Origin of the sequence: Spirosoma pollinicola, from assembly GCF_002831565.1 — a bacterium.
Taxonomy (GTDB): domain Bacteria; phylum Bacteroidota; class Bacteroidia; order Cytophagales; family Spirosomataceae; genus Spirosoma; species Spirosoma pollinicola.
Window position 1 is genome coordinate 6,323,636 of the sequence record NZ_CP025096.1, and the last position, 14,954, is coordinate 6,338,589.

General features: G+C 48.1%; 16 protein-coding genes. 9 read left to right on the forward strand and 7 right to left on the reverse strand.

Going from position 1 to position 14,954, the window contains the following annotated elements; all coding sequences use genetic code 11:
* The first annotated feature begins 128 nt into the window (after positions 1-128).
* The 3 genes from CWM47_RS26520 (at position 129) to CWM47_RS26530 (ending at position 3,588) form a co-directional block, all read left to right on the forward strand.
* Positions 129-1,121 carry an MlaD family protein gene (locus tag CWM47_RS26520; protein ID WP_100991531.1) on the forward strand — a complete coding sequence of 331 codons (993 nt, stop codon included), beginning with the start codon at positions 129-131 and terminating at the stop codon, positions 1,119-1,121.
* A gap of 178 nt (positions 1,122-1,299) precedes the next feature.
* Positions 1,300-1,755, forward strand: coding sequence for an energy transducer TonB (locus CWM47_RS26525; protein WP_100991533.1), 456 nt, complete (start codon positions 1,300-1,302; stop codon positions 1,753-1,755).
* 222 nt (positions 1,756-1,977) lie between these two features.
* Positions 1,978-3,588, forward strand: coding sequence for an acyl-CoA carboxylase subunit beta (locus CWM47_RS26530; RefSeq protein WP_100991535.1), 1,611 nt, complete (start codon positions 1,978-1,980; stop codon positions 3,586-3,588).
* A 91-nt stretch (positions 3,589-3,679) separates the two neighbouring features.
* Here the strand turns inward: CWM47_RS26530 and CWM47_RS26535 are convergent, their stop codons facing one another.
* From CWM47_RS26535 to CWM47_RS26565, 7 genes are all read right to left on the reverse strand, one after another.
* Positions 3,680-4,108 carry a c-type cytochrome gene (locus CWM47_RS26535; protein ID WP_100991537.1) on the reverse strand — a complete coding sequence of 143 codons (429 nt, stop codon included), beginning with the start codon at positions 4,106-4,108 and terminating at the stop codon, positions 3,680-3,682.
* A 127-nt stretch (positions 4,109-4,235) separates the two neighbouring features.
* The gene (gene gldD, locus CWM47_RS26540) at positions 4,236-4,823 is read right to left on the reverse strand and encodes a gliding motility lipoprotein GldD (protein ID WP_100994064.1); all 588 of its coding nucleotides are present in this window, start codon (positions 4,821-4,823) and stop codon (positions 4,236-4,238) included.
* 95 nt (positions 4,824-4,918) lie between these two features.
* Positions 4,919-5,209, reverse strand: coding sequence for a hypothetical protein (locus CWM47_RS26545; protein WP_100991539.1), 291 nt, complete (start codon positions 5,207-5,209; stop codon positions 4,919-4,921).
* A gap of 270 nt (positions 5,210-5,479) precedes the next feature.
* On the reverse strand, positions 5,480-6,259 hold the full coding sequence (locus CWM47_RS26550; RefSeq protein WP_100991541.1) for a TIGR00266 family protein: 780 nt from the start codon (positions 6,257-6,259) through the stop codon (positions 5,480-5,482).
* A 129-nt stretch (positions 6,260-6,388) separates the two neighbouring features.
* Positions 6,389-6,679, reverse strand: a complete 291-nt coding sequence (locus CWM47_RS26555) for a hypothetical protein (RefSeq protein ID WP_100991543.1) — start codon at positions 6,677-6,679, stop codon at positions 6,389-6,391.
* Between the two features lie 207 nt (positions 6,680-6,886).
* Complete coding sequence (gltX, locus tag CWM47_RS26560) at positions 6,887-8,416, reverse strand: glutamate--tRNA ligase (protein WP_100991545.1); 1,530 nt, start codon at positions 8,414-8,416, stop codon at positions 6,887-6,889.
* A gap of 96 nt (positions 8,417-8,512) precedes the next feature.
* Complete coding sequence (locus CWM47_RS26565; RefSeq protein WP_100991547.1) at positions 8,513-8,881, reverse strand: Rid family detoxifying hydrolase; 369 nt, start codon at positions 8,879-8,881, stop codon at positions 8,513-8,515.
* 193 nt (positions 8,882-9,074) lie between these two features.
* On the opposite strand from CWM47_RS26565, the gene CWM47_RS26570 reads away from it, so the two are divergent.
* The 6 genes from CWM47_RS26570 (at position 9,075) to CWM47_RS26595 (ending at position 14,950) form a co-directional block, all read left to right on the forward strand.
* The gene (locus CWM47_RS26570) at positions 9,075-10,235 is read left to right on the forward strand and encodes an App1 family protein (RefSeq protein ID WP_100991549.1); all 1,161 of its coding nucleotides are present in this window, start codon (positions 9,075-9,077) and stop codon (positions 10,233-10,235) included.
* Between the two features lie 193 nt (positions 10,236-10,428).
* The gene (locus CWM47_RS26575; protein ID WP_100991551.1) at positions 10,429-11,268 is read left to right on the forward strand and encodes a hypothetical protein; all 840 of its coding nucleotides are present in this window, start codon (positions 10,429-10,431) and stop codon (positions 11,266-11,268) included.
* 120 nt (positions 11,269-11,388) lie between these two features.
* The gene (locus tag CWM47_RS26580; protein ID WP_100991553.1) at positions 11,389-11,967 is read left to right on the forward strand and encodes an RNA polymerase sigma factor; all 579 of its coding nucleotides are present in this window, start codon (positions 11,389-11,391) and stop codon (positions 11,965-11,967) included.
* Entirely contained in the window at positions 11,948-13,567 is a 1,620-nt protein-coding gene (locus tag CWM47_RS26585; protein ID WP_100991555.1) for a hypothetical protein, read from the forward strand. The genes CWM47_RS26580 and CWM47_RS26585 overlap by 20 nt, the downstream gene beginning before the upstream one ends.
* A gap of 75 nt (positions 13,568-13,642) precedes the next feature.
* Positions 13,643-14,173, forward strand: a complete 531-nt coding sequence (locus CWM47_RS26590) for a QcrA and Rieske domain-containing protein (RefSeq protein ID WP_100991557.1) — start codon at positions 13,643-13,645, stop codon at positions 14,171-14,173.
* A 90-nt stretch (positions 14,174-14,263) separates the two neighbouring features.
* Entirely contained in the window at positions 14,264-14,950 is a 687-nt protein-coding gene (locus CWM47_RS26595) for a hypothetical protein (protein ID WP_100991559.1), read from the forward strand.
* The last annotated feature ends 4 nt before the right edge of the window (positions 14,951-14,954 follow it).

Genomic DNA, 14,954 nt, shown 5'->3' on the forward strand with positions numbered 1-14,954 from the left:
CATTCCTTTCTTACTTGTGACCGTTTACCCTTTTTCCAACTTATGCGGGACAAACAAGCCTTAAAGTTGGTTATAAGGTCAATTAATCGAATTGGCCTTATAACCAGGCCATTCACCCTCTCACACGCATGAAAGTTTCGAAAGAAGTAAAAGTAGGCTTATTGGCTGTCATCTCGCTGATGATGCTCTATTTTGGATTTAATTTTTTGAAAGGTTCTGACTTCTTTTCCTCAACCCATAAATATCAGGTTGTTTATGATAATATTGATGGATTGGTAGCCTCTAACCCAATTAGAATCAATGGGTTAACAGTAGGTCAGGTAAAAAGCATCGAGATATTACAGAATAAGCAAAATAAATTGCTGGTCACTCTGGAGCTTAAAAAAGATATTATCGTTACGCAGGGCTCAAGGGCTGTTTTGGCAGACGATGGCCTGTTGGGCGGGAAACTGATTCGACTTGGCATCAACTATGGAAAACCTGAACTTGAAGATGGTGGCATGTTAGTGGCTGCCAAAGAATCGGGATTGTCGGCTTTGATTCGGGAAAAAACCCTTCCCGTACTTAATAACGTCGATTCTCTGACCTACCAACTCAATCATGTGGTGGCTCAGTTTGACCAGACAGGTATTGTGTTGAACAAGACACTCCGCAGTGCTGATGCAGCCGTTGGAACCCTGGGTTTGACAATTGCGGAGAACCGGGCGGGCTTGCAGGCAACACTCGCCAATGTGAACCGACTGTCGTCGTCGCTTATCGAAACGGAAAAACAGCTCAAGCCCATTTTAGCCAAAGCCGATACCTTCGCTGATTCGCTTCAGGGCCTACAGTTGAAACAGACGCTTGGGAGTGTTAATAAAACAGTTGATAATTTGCAGCATATTCTGGCTGATATCAATAACGGACGCGGTTCGTTAGGTAAGCTCACCTCCGACGAAGCCCTCTACACTAATGTTAACAAAACGACGGCCAGCCTCGAAAAACTCCTGACCGATCTGCGCGAGAACCCCAAACGCTATGTGCATTTCTCGCTTTTTGGACGAAAAGAAAAGCCTGCCCCAACGGAGACACAGCCTGCCAGTTCAACCGGTATGACAAGTCGGGCAGATTCGACGAAATAAGTCTTTGTAGCCGATACCAACTTGAGAAAGTTAAGAAAGCAGTAAGATTGATATGTAGTTTGAGTATATAACAGGGTCAATTTATGGAATATGCGCTATTTAGGCATCTTCATGGATAAACCCCTTTGTCCTTTTTCTGTGTCGATTTTCACTCATTAGCTTTTAACTCTCGAATCGTATGAAAACATTACTGGCAAGTCTTGTCATCACTCTTTTCACCGCTTCTCTATCCTGGGCACAAGCGGCCGAATCTTCACTAAACACCGATCTTTCTTTTCGTCAAGCTCTGAAGTCAATTCGCTACCCGGCTCTGGCTCATCAGCCGGAAAGAACGGCTAAGGTGTATGTCGACTTTGTTATTACAAAGGAAGGTAAGGTAGCTGATGTTAAGTTGTTGAAAATGGGTTCTATCGATAACGCCTTTATCGAAGAAGTTAATCGACTGGTTGCCCAACTGCCCACTCAGAAATCTACTTACGCTGGCGAATATGTTCTGCCCGTGGTATTTGAATCGCATAACAAACCAGGTGTTTACCAACCAACAGTTTCAGATCGGGCCGCTTTTGATCGAACATTTGTTCAGCTATCTCATTCTAAAGCACTGCTGAATGAACTGTATGTAGCCGCTAACTAATAAATACTCAAGACCAGAACAGTAAGGGCACAGCTATAAATTGTGCCCTTACTGTTTCCAGCCAGTATAAATTGGAGGAAAATTGAAACGTGGCAATGACTTGTATCCTTGTTGAGCTGGTCTTGTTAGAAATTGTTTTAATAGCCGCTATTCAAGGATGGTAACAACTGGCTTACTTTAGGGTTTTCTATTTGCCTATACTGGCGCACTTCTCGCTCATTCATGCAAACCCTCCTTGACGAACTCGCCCAACGCACTGCTCAAACTCAACTTGGTGGTGGACAGAAAAAAATTGATGATCAGCACCGAAAAGGTAAACTGACCGCTCGTGAACGCATTTCTTATCTTACCGATGAAGGTAAACCCTTTGTCGAAATAGGCTTGTTCACAGGCGATGGGTTATACGCCGAACATGGCGGCTGTCCATCGGGTGGGGTGGTTGTTGGTATTGGGTATGTATCGGGGCGGCAGTGTGTGATTGTTGCCAACGACGCCACGGTGAAAGCCGGTGCCTGGTTTCCAATTACCGCCAAAAAGAACCTTCGGGCGCAGGAAATCGCAATGGAGAACCGCCTGCCCATCATTTACTTGGTCGATAGTGCGGGTGTTTATCTGCCCTTACAGGACGAGGTTTTTGCCGACAAAGAGCACTTCGGGCGGACGTTCCGAAACAATGCCCACCTGTCGGCGATGGGTGTTTTGCAGGTTGCCGCCATTATGGGTAGTTGTGTGGCAGGTGGGGCCTATCTACCCATCATGTCCGACGAAGCGCTGATCGTAGAAGGAACAGGCTCTATTTTTCTGGCCGGGCCTTATCTGGTCAAAGCGTCCATTGGTGAAGATGTCGATGCCGAAACCCTCGGCGGAGCCACTACTCATACCGACATTTCGGGTGTAGTCGATAATAAATACCCCGACGATAAAAGCTGTCTGGATGCAATCAAGCGTATTTTTGATAAAACTGGACACCATGAAACCGCTGGCTTTGATCGGTCTGAACCCGCTCTGCCCACGAAAAATCCCGACGATATTTTCAAGATCCTGCCCGCCGATCGTGTCAAACCTTACGACATGCAGGAGATTGTGGACAGACTTGTGGATAAGTCCGAGTTCGATGCCTATAAGCCCGGTTATGGGCAGACGCTTCTCTGCGGTTATGCACGAATTGACGGGTGGGCTGTGGGAATCGTAGCGAACCAGCGAAAAGTTGTGAAAGCAAAAGGCCGAACGGGTCAGCCAACCGAAATGCAAATGGGCGGTGTAATATATGGCGATGCCGCCGATAAAGCCGCCCGGTTTATTATGAACTGCAATCAGAAACGGATTCCGCTGGTGTTTTTGCAGGATGTGTCGGGCTTTATGGTTGGGAGCCGTGCCGAGCAGGGCGGAATCATTAAAGATGGGGCCAAAATGGTTAGCGCGATGGCGAATTCCGTGGTGCCGAAGTTTACGGTTGTGATCGGTAATAGTTACGGGGCGGGTAATTATGCCATGTGCGGCAAAGCCTATGACCCCCGACTGATGCTGGCCTGGCCAACGGCACAAATGGCCGTTATGAGCGGGGCATCGGCCGCCAAAACCCTCGTTCAAATACAGGTTGCTTCACTTAAAGCAAAGGGAGAAATCATAACGCCTGAAGCTGAACAAGCGCTGCTAAAGAAGATCACTGACCAATATAACGCACAACTCTCGCCCTATTACGCAGCCGCCCGCCTGTGGGTCGACGCCGTTATCGACCCGCTCGATACGCGTAAAATTCTCTCTGAAGGTATTTCGGCGGCTAACCACGCACCCATTACGAAACCGTTCTCGGTAGGCGTGATTCAGACATAAGTAGTTAAGTACCAAACAGCTTCTAGCTGTTTGAGCTAAACTTAATTTAGATGACAACTTGCAAACAGCCATAGGCTATTTGGTACACACGTCACTTCACAGCCCGCAACGCCTTGACTTCATCAGCCGTTACGGCGTCTGCTTTATTGCCAAAGTTGCTGCGGATGTAGGTGAGTACATCGGCAATTTGGGCATCATTCAGAAAGTCGTGGGCGGGCATGGCATTGTCGTACATATCGCCTTCAATTTCCTGGCCTTGCAGCCCTTTCAACAACACGTTAATCAGCCTGTTTTTATCGCCCAGCACCCAATCAGTCTGGCGCAGGGGCGGGTTGAGATTAGGAACGCCGGAGCCGTTGGCCTGATGACAGGTCAGGCAGTTTTGTTCATAAATAAGCTGTCCGGGGGCTTTGGTCGCTACGGCTGTTGGCTTGGCCGCAGCCTTTGTAACAGGCTTTTTGGTCTGGGCAAAAGCTACCGAAAGAGAGAGGCAGAAGAGTAGAGTGACGATAAATTTCATGAAGATAAAGTTTTTCAAATAACAGATTAGTCTAATGAATGGTTGTGCCTTTGCAGCCGGATATAGGACATACGCCATATCTTCAAGATATGGCGTATGTCCTATATCCGGCTGCAAAGGCACCAATCTATTTTCGCCATTTCAGCGTGTTCAGCATGTGCATGATATCCTTGCGAATGTACTGAATAACGGGTTGTAACGAATCGTTTTCGGTTGCTGTGTTAAAATACAACGCCCCCCGCATAAAATGGGTTGTGGAATCGGTCGTGATAAACTGCACCTGACTGGGCACCTCGCCCGACAAATCAATTATACTGGCTTCCAGACCCGATTTTAACCGTACTTTTCGTTGCTCGATGGCATAGGCTTTTATGTTGTGCCGGGCTGCCAGTTTGTAGGAATCTTCGAGCATGGCCCGAAGCTTAGTTACATTGTTGCCAACCGGCTTGTACGTCAATTGAACGCTGGCTTTAAATGTTGGGTAATTAATGAAAATCCAGTCGGGCTCGGACCGGGCGAAGGTATCCGGCAAAATTCGGGCAATGGTATTGTATTCAAACTGATACGGGTGTGTCGGGTCGATCAGCTTATAAGCTGGCGTAGGGAGGTCTAAACGAGGAAACCCTTTCGGTTTCGGTACATAATTGTCGGACGAATCACTGCTACAGGCGGCTAATAACAGGCCTGTCAGGAGAATGAATGCGTATTTTATCACAGGTAAATAAGGCAAAGTGCAGATTGACAACTTAGTAAACGCAAAAGCCCGGCGGTTTCGTGCCGGGCTACGCATAAAGGCTATAAGACTATCAATTATACATTCACGTCTTCCAGTTCTTCCTTCATGACAGGCTGACCCAGTAGGGTAGCAAACCGGTTCACATTGAACGTAGGCTCGAACCAGACTTCGCCCATAACCGGGTGTTTCACGGGTACATCGGGATTCTGGATTTCGTTCAGCAACACGCCCGTGTCGCCGGTTGTGTGCCGTTTCACCTGCCGAATCGTATACATCTGGTCACGCTTTGGCGTTTGTATGCCAAATTCAGCATAAAAGGCCAATACGGGAGCCGGAAATTTGTCGTTTGTGCAAATAACTTCCATATAACCGGGATTTTTAAGATTTAAAGGATTTTCCTGATTACAGCAAAAACGCTCTGCAAATCCGAACTGATTTTTTTGGTTAACACAATTTGGACTAAAAATGTCCTGAATGGAATACAGATTTTTAGGTTCTGGCGCGGGTATTTACCGCACAGGCGGCCCTGCCGTGCCTTTAATTAAGTCAGTATTTACTGACGCAAGCAAACGCTTGCTATATACAAAGGCACGGCAGGGCCGCCTGTGCGGTAAATACCCGCGCCAGAATCTGTATCACCCTTCAAATAAATTCCCTAACTGCCCGAGTACAGAGCCACCTTCTTTGTGAGCTTGTCCACCTGCCGGCGATAGGCGTTGTACTAATTTAGAAATCGGCATCGACTGAATCCAGACTTTTCCGGAACCGCGCAGGGTAGCCAAGAACAGACCTTCGCCACCAAATACCATACTTCGCAGTCCACCCGCCCGCTGAATGTCGAAGTTAATACTTGGCTCAAAACCAACCACGCAACCGGTATCGACACGCAACGTTTCGTTGTTTAGTGTTCGCTCAACGACTACACCACCAGCATGAATAAAGACCATACCGTCGCCTTGCACTTTCTCCAGAATGAAGCCTTCGCCACCAAAGAAACCTGCGCCTAACTTCTGGTTAAACTGAATACTTAACTTCGTGCCAAGAGCCGCGCATAAGAAGGCGTCTTTTTGAACGATAAGTGTATTGCCATACACATTGGCCATGTTAACGGGCATAATTGTGCCTGGATAAGGAGCGGAGAAAGCCACTTTCCGTTTGCCAACACCCCGATTCGTGAAGTGCGTCATAAAGAGCGATTCGCCCATAATTACACGCGAACCTGCCTGCAATAATTTGCCGAGAAAACCCTGATCGGGTTGCGAGCCATCGCCCATTTTGGTTTCGAACGTGATGCCATCTTCCATAAATAACATCGAGCCCGCTTCGGCAATAACGGTTTCGTTGGGGTCCAGTTCTATTTCAACGATCTGGATATCTTCGCCAATAATCTTGTAGTCGATTTCGTGAGCGTACATAGTCAGTTTTGGTTAACCTAAACAGGCAATTATGGAGGAAAACTAGTAAATGGCGCGCATTCTATTTCTATTTTTTCTGACAAACGGTACAAAAAAAAGCCCGACCGGGCGTTTTGGCAGGTCAGGCTTTTAGCGTTGGTTGATGTCGTCCGGCAAATCATTGTCGGTTTCATCGAAGAGGTGATCGTCATCTGATTTCTCGTCCGCATCTTCCGGTTCCGGGTCTCCTTTTAGATTCAGATCAGTGCGATGGCGAAGTTTTTTGTCATCGACGGTTTTGTTCAGAAACTGATTGATCTTATCAATGTCGAAACTCGTCGTGATTTCGCCGAACGAGTTGATCTGAATATCGAAGCCTTCCAATTCTTTATGAACGCGTGGCTTATCGTTTTCGTCGGGATTCGTTTTTTTCTTTGCCATGGGGGTCGCGGATTAGTGCAAGCCTATCTCAGAAACGGAAACCTGAGTTTAGCCTATAAGTTTAAAAATTAAACAATTTCTGGCGCGAGTATTTACTCGTGTCTTTACATACAGCCAGCATTCGCTGGCGTATTGGTTAATCATTCTCGCGCCAGCGAATGCTGGCTATATGTAAAGACACGAGTAAATACTCGCGCCAGTCTACCTCTATCCTAACGTAGCCAGTGCTTTTTCAAGCCGTGTTACCGTCTCATTTTTACCAATAATTTCCATCGTGAGCATCAGGTCGGGGCCAGCGCCGGAACCCGTTAGGGCTACCCGCATGGCCTGCATGATTTTGCCTTGTTTAATACCCGCCTGCTGCATGGCATCGCCAAGGCTGTGCTTGATGGTGTCGGCTATGAACTCGCCATCGAAGGATTGCAGCGCTTCGTGGAAAACCATTACGGCCTGCTTAGCGTCCTCATTCCATTTGGCGGTTACAATGGCCTCATCGTAGGTCGTTGGTGCGTTGAAAATCGTACCGGCTTCGGTAAAGATTTCGTGGGCGAAGTTGACGCGTCCTTTAAGCAGCGCGGCAATTTTTTCGGCTTTATCCAGCGAACAAGTGAATCCGGCGGCTTCTGCCTGTTGCTGAACGGTAGGCGCCAGATCGGCGTCGGTTTGCAAACGAATATACTGATGGTTGAACCACTGCGCCTTTTGAATATCGAAACGCGCTCCGGCTTTGTGAACCTGAGTCAGATCGAAGCTGGCGATCAGCTCATCCATTGTGAACAACTCCTGTTCAGTACCGGGATTCCAGCCCAGCAGGGCCAGAAAGTTGATGGTTGCTTCGGGCAGGTAACCCTCTTCCCGGAAGCCTTTAGCCACAACACCCGAAAACGGATCAGTCCATTGCAGCGGGAATATTGGAAAGCCGCCAAGGTCGGCGTCGCGTTTGCTTAGCTTACCGTTGCCTTCTGGTTTCAGGAGTAGTGGCAAATGAGCAAATTGCGGCATAGTATCTTCCCAACCCAAATACCGATACAGGAGCACATGCAGCGGAGCAGATGGCAACCACTCTTCGCCCCGAATCACGTGCGTGATGCCCATCAAATGGTCGTCCACGATATTTGCGAGGTGATAAGTTGGCAAGCCATCCGATTTGAGCAGAACTTTATCGTCAATAGCCGATGAATGCACATTGACCCACCCCCGAATAAGGTCGTTTAACCGAACTTCTTCTTTGCGGGGCGTTTTCAGGCGAATCACAAAAGGTTCTCCTGCCTCCATACGTGCTTTAACATCCTCTGGCGTCATGGTCAGGGAGTTGCGCATCTGCATGCGCGTTATCGCGTTGTATTGAGCAGCGGGCGCGTTGGCCTCTTCGAGCCGTTTACGCATAACATCCAGTTCCTCAGCCGTATCGAAGGCGTAATAGGCTTTGCCTTCATCAATTAAGCGTTGAGCCTCTTTCTGATAAATTTCACGGCGCTCCGACTGGCGGTATGGCGCATGGGGACCACCGGTGCCCTGGCCTTCGTCGATCTCGATACCAACCCATTTAAGGGCTTCCATAATGTAGTCTTCTGCCCCAGGCACAAAGCGATTCTGGTCGGTATCTTCGATACGCAGGAGCATTTTGCCGCCCATTTTTCGGGCAAATAAATAATTATAAAGCGCAGTACGCACTCCGCCAATATGCAGCGGGCCGGTAGGGCTGGGCGCGAAACGAACGCGAACGGGTCTTGACATGGGATTATGAATGAGTGAATGAGCGAACGAGTGAACGAGTGAACGAGTGACTTATGCGTCAGCTACTCTTTCGCCATTCACTCTTTCGCTCTTTCACTATTGAATAGCTATTACTGAAATTTCAACATTAACATCTTTGGGTAAACGGGCAACTTCAACGGTTTCGCGGGCGGGTGGGTTCTCGGTGAAAAACCGGCCATATACTTCGTTGATGGCCGCAAAGTTGTTCATGTCCTTTACGAAAATACTACTCTTCACAACGTCGGCATAGTTCATATCGGCAGCTTTCAGGATCGCGCCAATATTTTCCATTACTTTCTGCGTCTCGGCCTGAATATCGCCGTTCGGGGCTAATTCGATGGCAACCTGACCTGAAACGAAGAGCGTTCCGTTGATTTTAACGGCTTGACTATAAGGTCCAATAGGTGCTGGAGCCTCGTCGGTATAAACAATTTGTTTGCTCATGGTTTTTAATAATGAGTAGTTTGCTGTGATAAGCGATTCGGCTAATGGGGGGGCGAACCACAGTCAACTATCGGCTGACAAGTAAATTGCATGCAAGTTATCACTAAACCCCCGGATGGCCGAAAAATCATCGGTATCATCCATAAAAAACGATTTCCAGCCCTGTAAACTTCCGTTCTGATAAACACGATCTATGGCTTTTTGGAATGATTTTTTTACGACTACATCGGCAGAGGCCGAAACGCAGTTTGATCGACTTAAGAATAAGCTTTTCGGGCGGCTCGATGCCCAAAAGCCCTATCGAATTATTTATTATCGGGGTTTCGGAAGTCCAACGGCCGTTTGGCTAACAGGCCGTGTTCTCCGTCAGCATGACCTGAGTACACCAAGCGACCGGGATACGTTCTGGCAAAATCTTCTGGCTACTTATCAGCGGTTCGGAAGCCGCGACGTGCCGGGTGTAACCGTGCGCATCGACGCGTTTGGGCAACAGTATACGGCCATAACGGATAACGATGGGTATTTTGCCCTTACCATCAACCCACCCGAAAACTTGCCCGTGGGGCGGGCATGGTTTCCGGTTCGGTACTCGCTGGATGGAGTCGTGCAACTCGAACCTGAACTTGCCGACGTGGGAGCAATCGAAAATTCGCTGGTCGTTAAAGAAGGGCATTTGATGATCTCACCACCCTATAGCCATTTTGGGGTTATTTCGGATATCGACGATACAGTACTCGTAACAGATGCTACCAACCTGTTGCAAACGGCCCGGCTTACGTTTCTGGGAAATGCCTACACCCGATTGCCATTTGCGGGAATTGCCGCTTTTTACCGGGCGTTGCAGAGTGGGCCGGTCACGACGCTGTTCAATCCAATCTATTTCGTGTCGAGCAGTCCCTGGAATCTCTATGATTTGCTGGTCGATTTCTTCCGTATTCAGGGTATTCCCAAGGGGCCTATTCTGTTGCGGGATCTTGATTTAAGCAGCAAGTTATTTTCATCCCAGGGCCATCACACACATAAGCTGGGCATGATTCGGAAAGTGCTGGACGTAAACCCGCAACTTCCGTTTGTGCTCATCGGCGACAGCGGGCAGCAGGATCCCGAAATTTATTCGCAGGTTGTTCGCGAAAATCCGGGCCGGATTCTGGCCGTTTATATTCGCGATGTATCGACCGATCAGCGCGACGAAGCCGTTCGCGAACTCATCCGAACCGCCGAAGCCCACAACGTGCCTATGTTGCTTGTAGAAGATACCGTTGCAGCCGCCGAACATGCAGCCTCACTCGGCCTGATTGACCCCGACACTATTCCCGAAATCCGCGCCGACCGACGCGCCGATGAAGAAAGTTGAGTTTTTTTCATGCGCAACGCAACCTGTTACAAAAACCTCCCGTATTGACAAACGAACCGGTTCAACTGTCCTTTCCCTATCTGTATTCATCTGAGGTGAAAAATAAAGAATGAAGATAAACGCTGAAAACGATCAGTGTTCTGTCTCTCTTTGACCTTTCTCCTTTCGATGAGTCATAAACACAGTTAACACGATGAGAAATTGTCTTTATATTAATCGATTGGTGCTCTTAACGGGCTTGTTGATGGTCGCTTTGTTCGGTTGTGATCAGGAAAATCCAACAATTGTCTCGCCGGATGTCTCGCTCAAAACATCTCCGCTTGGGGGTATCATGACTGGCAATGGGGGGAAAACGCTTTATTTCTTTGCGCCAGATGTGGCTGGTACGTCAAATTGCTCGGGCGGTTGCGTTGACACCTGGCCAGTTTTTTACAAGGAAACGCCAACATTGAGCAACGGGTTGAAAGCTGCTGATTTTGCCACAATTACCCGGGCTGATGGAAACAAGCAAACGACTTTCCGTGGCTGGCCACTCTATTATTTCAAGAACGACGCGAAGGCCGGCGATATCAACGGCGATAAAGTTGGTAATGTCTGGATGGTTGCCAAACCTAATTACTCGGTCATGCTGGCCTCACGCCAACTGGTTGGCAATGATGGGAAAAGTTATACGTTTGATACGAAAGAAGGAACGGGAAATTCACTATTTTTAGTCGACAGTGTGGGACGTACTTTATACGCGTTTGCTTTTGATAAAAACAAAAAGAATACCTATACAAAAGCGGATCTGAGTAATGATGCTACCTGGCCTATTTTCGAAAAAGCAACCATAGGCGAAATACCTTCTCTTCTGGAAAAGAGTGATTTTGCGACAATTACAGCGGTTGGAAAAACTCAACTTACCTATAAAGGCTGGCCACTCTATTATTTCGGTCCTGACCAATCGACGAGAGGCAATACCAAAGGGGTGAGTGTACCAAGACCAGGTGTTTGGCCGGTTGTTAATACAACCTCACCTATTGCACCAAATTGATTTAAAAAAGTGTCGGTTTAAGCTTGCTATAAACAGGTGTTGAATAGATTGATAGGGTCAATTGACTGACCAGAATGAACTGTCGTAAATCGAGAGCCGTACTTTACTAATAAGGTTACTTTGTCCAACGCGCCCAACATACCTGCTCTAACCGACTTACTGGCTGGCTGCTTACGCAACCAGCGGAAGAGTCAGGAATTGCTTTATCGGCAGTTCTACGGGTACGCTATGAGTGTTTGTTTACGCTATGCACCCACACGCGATGGTGCGATGGAAGTGCTGAACGATGGGTTTCTGAAAGTGTTTACGCGATTGGACCAATACGACCCGGCACAGCCGTTTAAGGGCTGGCTTCGGCGCATTATGATTAATGCGGCCATAGATCACTATAGACAAGAGGTACGCCATCATCATCACGAAGATGTTGATCAGGTGGAGCAGACCGTCGCTACAGAATCAGCTGATGCCTTTAGTCAGCTGGCTCATGAAGATTTGATGGGATTGATTCAGCGGCTGTCACCGGCTTATCGACTAGTATTTAATTTGTATGTTATGGATGGATTCACGCACGAGGAAATTGCCGGGCAACTTGGCATTTCAGTTGGCGCGTCGAAGTCGAATCTGGCCCGGGCACGGGAGAATCTACGCTTGTTAGTAAAGCGCTTAAACAACGATGAGTATGTCAGAGCTAACCGATGACCAATTGGACGGGCTCTTCAGAAAATCGGCTGAAGAGTTTGATCCACCATTCGATCCTGCGGCCTGGCAGGATATGAAAATTCGCTTGGATACGCATGATAGTCCAGCGTCTGGTGGAACACCGCTTTGGAAAAATTTACTTCGATGGGGGGTGCCCGTTTGTTTGCTTTTATTGCTGACAATTGGTGGTATGTATATCTATCGGGCTGATTTTACCCACGTTGATTCTGCACCAGTTCAAACACCTGCGCCCGCTCAAAAGGATGCCGGCATATCGTCAGAAATGCCGATGACGGTAATGCAGGAGCGAAAACCAGGGATAGCCCAACAAGGAAAAAACGACTCCGCACAAACCACACCGACCGGCCTTGCGGCACAGTCGATTGACGACAAAAATCAACCGGCTGTGCTGCCGGGGCTTGTAGCTGAGAACGCAGGTAGAGATACCCGCACCGAAGCGACTAAGCCGTCTGCGGGTTTCGTGAGCGAATTGGGTAAGAAAACCGCGCCCAATGCAACGACTGAAAGCAAGATAGCGTATAGGTTGAAAACCGCTCGTGCAAAGGTTAATCCTATCGATGCCGCTCCTGTTCGAACCGCCACTTTGGCGGGTAAAGGCTCAACGGGAGCATCCATGGATAAACAAGGGACGGAAACAGGTATACAGGAACGTTTCTCAGTTAAAAAACAGAGCAAAGCAAATCGTATAAGAAGAACCAGGCCTTTTATTGCGTCCAATAATGCTGTGTTCACGCCGTCATTGTTCCGCGAGAAGTCTGTTCGCAATGCCTCAAAACGGAACAAAGCAGATATTCCGAATACAACAGAAATTACAATCCAACCTAGCAACGATGAGGCAGAGGCAGCCGGATTGCCAGACGTAAATGAATTGGCAATCCGGCCCGCCCGCTGGTCTAAAGCGTTGCCGTTTACTGGGCGCCCTGTTCAGGCTGTGCCTGAACCTGAGTTGGTTGAGTTGCCCATAGTTGTACCAAAACCCCCAGGAGAGCGAGGGTTCAGCGTTCGACTCGCCGTTGCACCCGATTTAAGTTCGGTAGGTTTAAAGAATTTCGCTCGTCCTGGCACAAACGTGGGTGTGATGCTGGAATATAGATTGGCTTCACGCTGGAGTATACAGGCTGGTGTTATTCAAAGTACGAAGATCTACCGCATAGATGGTTCGTCTGAATACACTGCACCAGTGGGTACGTGGGCGGGGAAGGGCAAGCCGTTGAGCGTTGATGGTCAATGTAATATGATTGACATTCCAATTAACGTGCGCTTCGATGCGATTATAAAGCAGAGGCAGAACGGGCTATCGCCCAGTCGATGGTTTCTCACCACCGGAGTGACTAGCTATTACATGGAACAAGAGGATTATGTATTCAATTATCCTTCTTACCTTCACCCAGCCAGTTACCAAACGGGGGGCTATGGCTTCAGTCATTTCAATATATCAACCGGCTACGAGCGAGCGATTAGCAAACGGTTGTCCTGGCAGGTTGAACCTTTCCTGAAGATGCCGCTAAAAGGGGTCGGCTATTTCAAAGTCGATTTGTTAAGCACCGGCGCATTTTTCTCAATCCGATACAAATTATAGAAATCCATTTTTTGCTAAGCCCTGCTTAGTGGGACAATTATTGTAACTACACGAAATAAATTAAACCAACAACCGATGAAAAGCAACCTAACAACTGATCAAATGAAGCGCGGTGAATTTCTGCGTAGCCTGGGCCTGAGCAGCGCAACCTTAATGGCGTTTTACTGCATGGGAACAACGCTCACATCCTGTTCGAAAAGTAACGATCCGGCACCGGCTACCGGAACGGGTACAGGAACCGGTACTGGCACCGGAACAACAGGTTTTACAGGTAATGCAGATGCCTCGGCCGGAGCAATTAATTACACCCTCGATCTCTCAACGACCAGCTATAGCAACCTAAAAACCGTTGGTAAGTTTGCTATCGTGGGGAGCACTATAGTGGCTAAAACGAAAGACGGTTCATTAATCGCGTTATCGAAAGCCTGCACCCACGAAGGAACAACGGTAGAGTATCGCGCAGCTCAGGATGACATCTATTGCACTAACCATGGGTCAGAATATAGCCTGACCGGAGCTGTGGATGTTGGCCCGGCCACCCGGGCACTAACGCAGTATAAAACGACGCTAAGCGCGGATGGGAATACATTAACAGTTAAAGCTTAAGAGAGCTTACTTGAACAGTAACTTTTTGCCACAGGGTTGGAGCTAGGCTTTTTATGAAGCTGATTACCCAAAATCGTTAAATCTTTTCGGATGAGATATTTTTGTTTTGCTTTGTTACTATCGCTTGGCGTGGGTTCGATTCGAGCTCAGGATTCGACAGCCGTGCGCCGGGATACCGTTATTGCACCGACAACCACGGATGCTTCGGCCAATGATCTATTAGCCGGACTGGCTGATACGACCCAGACGGAAGGCGATTTGCTGCCGCACAAAATGATCTTTACGCAACGGGCATTTTGGGGACCACATGGCCTGCTTCGGTCTATGAAAATTGCTCCGCTAACGTCGGAAGGTCGCGTTCATGAATTAAAGGTTCGGCGTACCATGCTTGTGGCGCATCAGATTGGCGGTTTTATAACTCTGGCGGGCTTCGTGGCACAAGGTCTATTGGGTGCGAAGTTATATAATGCGAAAGGACAGGATTATGTCGATACGAAGAAATGGCATGAACGATCGGCTACGTTTATTAATGTTACCTACGGAACTACATTAGCCCTTTCGCTAACGGCGCCCCCGCCAATAGTGGGTGCCCGCAAGGGATTTACGTCGATCAAGCTGCATAAGTATCTGGCCATTGTTCACCTGACGGGCATGATCGCTACCAATATTCTGGCTGGTATGATTGAGAATAACTCATCGCTAAAACCTATCCACAGAGCGGCCGCTTACACCACATTTGGCGCCTATGCAGCGTCAATTCTAGCCATAACTTTCTAAGAAC

Excerpts from the sequence above, each read along its gene's own strand:
- CWM47_RS26535 (WP_100991537.1), bottom strand. The coding sequence starts at position 4,108 with ATGAAATTTATCGTCACTCTACTCTTCTGCCTCTCTCTTTCGGTAGCT.
- CWM47_RS26570 (WP_100991549.1), top strand. The coding sequence starts at position 9,075 with ATGGCTTTTTGGAATGATTTTTTTACGACTACATCGGCAGAGGCCGAA.
- CWM47_RS26575 (WP_100991551.1), top strand. The coding sequence starts at position 10,429 with ATGAGAAATTGTCTTTATATTAATCGATTGGTGCTCTTAACGGGCTTG.
- CWM47_RS26530 (WP_100991535.1), top strand. The coding sequence starts at position 1,978 with ATGCAAACCCTCCTTGACGAACTCGCCCAACGCACTGCTCAAACTCAA.
- CWM47_RS26585 (WP_100991555.1), top strand. The coding sequence starts at position 11,948 with ATGTCAGAGCTAACCGATGACCAATTGGACGGGCTCTTCAGAAAATCG.
- CWM47_RS26565 (WP_100991547.1), bottom strand. The coding sequence starts at position 8,881 with ATGAGCAAACAAATTGTTTATACCGACGAGGCTCCAGCACCTATTGGA.
- CWM47_RS26545 (WP_100991539.1), bottom strand. The coding sequence starts at position 5,209 with ATGGAAGTTATTTGCACAAACGACAAATTTCCGGCTCCCGTATTGGCC.
- CWM47_RS26525 (WP_100991533.1), top strand. The coding sequence starts at position 1,300 with ATGAAAACATTACTGGCAAGTCTTGTCATCACTCTTTTCACCGCTTCT.
- CWM47_RS26590 (WP_100991557.1), top strand. The coding sequence starts at position 13,643 with ATGAAAAGCAACCTAACAACTGATCAAATGAAGCGCGGTGAATTTCTG.
- CWM47_RS26520 (WP_100991531.1), top strand. The coding sequence starts at position 129 with ATGAAAGTTTCGAAAGAAGTAAAAGTAGGCTTATTGGCTGTCATCTCG.
- gltX (WP_100991545.1), bottom strand. The coding sequence starts at position 8,416 with ATGTCAAGACCCGTTCGCGTTCGTTTCGCGCCCAGCCCTACCGGCCCG.
- CWM47_RS26550 (WP_100991541.1), bottom strand. The coding sequence starts at position 6,259 with ATGTACGCTCACGAAATCGACTACAAGATTATTGGCGAAGATATCCAG.
- CWM47_RS26595 (WP_100991559.1), top strand. The coding sequence starts at position 14,264 with ATGAGATATTTTTGTTTTGCTTTGTTACTATCGCTTGGCGTGGGTTCG.
- CWM47_RS26555 (WP_100991543.1), bottom strand. The coding sequence starts at position 6,679 with ATGGCAAAGAAAAAAACGAATCCCGACGAAAACGATAAGCCACGCGTT.